The organism is Collinsella sp. AM12-1, assembly GCF_003472325.1.
GTDB lineage: Bacteria > Actinomycetota > Coriobacteriia > Coriobacteriales > Coriobacteriaceae > Collinsella.
The window spans coordinates 1-1,885 of the sequence record NZ_QRLS01000039.1 but is presented as its reverse complement, the minus strand read 5'-3'; the positions used below and the strand labels follow the sequence as shown (position 1 = coordinate 1,885).

At 54.9% G+C, this 1,885-nt stretch carries 1 protein-coding gene; it reads left to right on the top strand.

Going from position 1 to position 1,885, the window contains the following annotated elements; translation table 11 throughout:
- Positions 1-170 precede the first annotated feature (170 nt).
- Positions 171-1,295: an aminotransferase gene (locus DW136_RS09750; protein WP_118289515.1), complete on the top strand. Its 1,125-nt coding sequence runs from the start codon at positions 171-173 to the stop codon at positions 1,293-1,295.
- Positions 1,296-1,885: the final 590 nt, after the last annotated feature.

The window sequence follows — 1,885 nt, the reverse complement described above, 5'->3', positions numbered from 1 at the left end:
GCATGAGCATGCCCTTCTGGCGCGAGGACCTCTAAGGTTTTCAAAGACCCGTACAGGTCTTACTACAAACATCTAGCTGCCATTAGATGTCTCCCATTGGGGCGGTGCGGATCTTTCGCACCGCCCCATTCATGTTTAATGACGCTAAATGAAGATCAGATAAGGTGGCCATGGATATCAAGACAATCGGTGTTGAGGAATGGCTCAACGTTTGGGAGAAGAGCGCCACGTGGGACATCGCCCAGTCGACGATCTCGTCGCTGACCATGGGCGAGCTTCGCGCACTGGACGAGCAGGACGGCGCCACGTTCTACGAGCGCCTGGATCGCGAGAAGATGAACTACGGCTGGATCGAGGGATCGCCGGAATTTAAGGCCGAGGTCGCCAAGCTGTATCGTCGCGATGTCAATCCCGATCACATTCTGCAGACCAATGGCTGCACGGGCGCCAACCTCAACGCCATCATGGCCGTTGTGGAGCCCGGCGATCACGTGATTGCCGAGTGGCCTACCTATGCGCCGCTCTACGAGATTCCGCGTACGCTGGGTGCCGAGGTCGAGTATTGGGAGCTCCGCGAGGAGCTCGGCTGGAAGCCCGATATCGATGAGCTCAAGCGCTTGGTGCGCCCCAACACCAAGCTCATCTGCATCAATAACGCATCGAACCCCATCGGTACGGCGCTCGATGCCGATATGCTCGGGCAGATTGCCGAGATTGCCCGTTCGGTGGGCGTCTACGTGCTGTGCGACGAGGTGTATCTGCCGCTCGAGAACACCGAGTCCTTTATGTCGATGGCCGACGTGTACGAGAAGGCCATTGTCACCAACTCGGTGTCCAAGACCTATTCGACGCCTGCGGCCCGCGTGGGCTGGGTCGTGGCCAACGAAGAGGTGTCCAACCGCATCCGCACATATCGCGACTACACCATGATCTGCGGCGGCGTGTTCAACGACGCCCTGGCGACCTACGTGCTCGAGCACAAGGACAAGATTCTCGAGCGCAACCGTAAGATCGTGTTTGGCAACCGCGATATCGCACAGGCTTGGATCGATACGCAGGACCGCGTCTCCTGGACGGCCCCGCAGGGCGTATCCACCTCGTTTATCCGGCTGGATATTCCCGAGGACGACGAGGAGTTCTGCAAGCGCCTGTTGGCCGAGAGGGGAGTGCTGCTGGTTCCCGGTAGCCGCTTTGAGCTTCCCTGCGGCGCACGCCTGGGCTACTGCCCGAGCGAAGACGTTCTTCGCGAGGGCCTGAGGCTTCTGGGTGAGGCGCTGGCCGAGTTCGATCGATAGGATCACGACTTCCTTCGAAGTCCGTATTCAAATTGGCCGACGATAATCGATAACAGACCCGTTTCCCATGAGGGGGCGGGTCTGTTTTTTATACCGAGAAGTCAAGTTGTTACAAATGAGGCCGTACGGCAAGCTGATATCCGCTGGGCCTTATACTGAGCTTCCGGCGAACGGTACCCAGCGTCTGGTAAACGGTAGCCTGGTTACCAAAAATGAATAGGACAAACTTTTTTGTGAATAAAAATCAAAATGGTTGAGACGTAGCAAGAATTGCGAATTCTATTCATACCTTTGCGTGAAATATGCAAATCGAGGGTGGTTTAAGAAAGATTAGTTCCAATAGATTTTTTGCTTAAAAAAGCGTTTAAGCACGTAGATACACTTTATTAAGTCAAAGTATGCCATGCGTGAAGTATATGTGTATGCCGTTCACCCCTCATAAAAAACCGTTCGGGGGCAAGGTGGAAGTATGGGCTGATTTTGGATATAAATATGTCGTCAGCAATAACGCCTCACACGGAGGGGCGCTAACGAATCGGCCCTGACAAGGGCCCGAAAGAAAGGTAGGAGGCCATGACGAAAGGTCTGCA

Bases quoted from the DNA above. Each gene is read 5' to 3' on its own strand.
- DW136_RS09750 (WP_118289515.1), top strand. From the start codon at position 171: ATGGATATCAAGACAATCGGTGTTGAGGAATGGCTCAACGTTTGGGAG.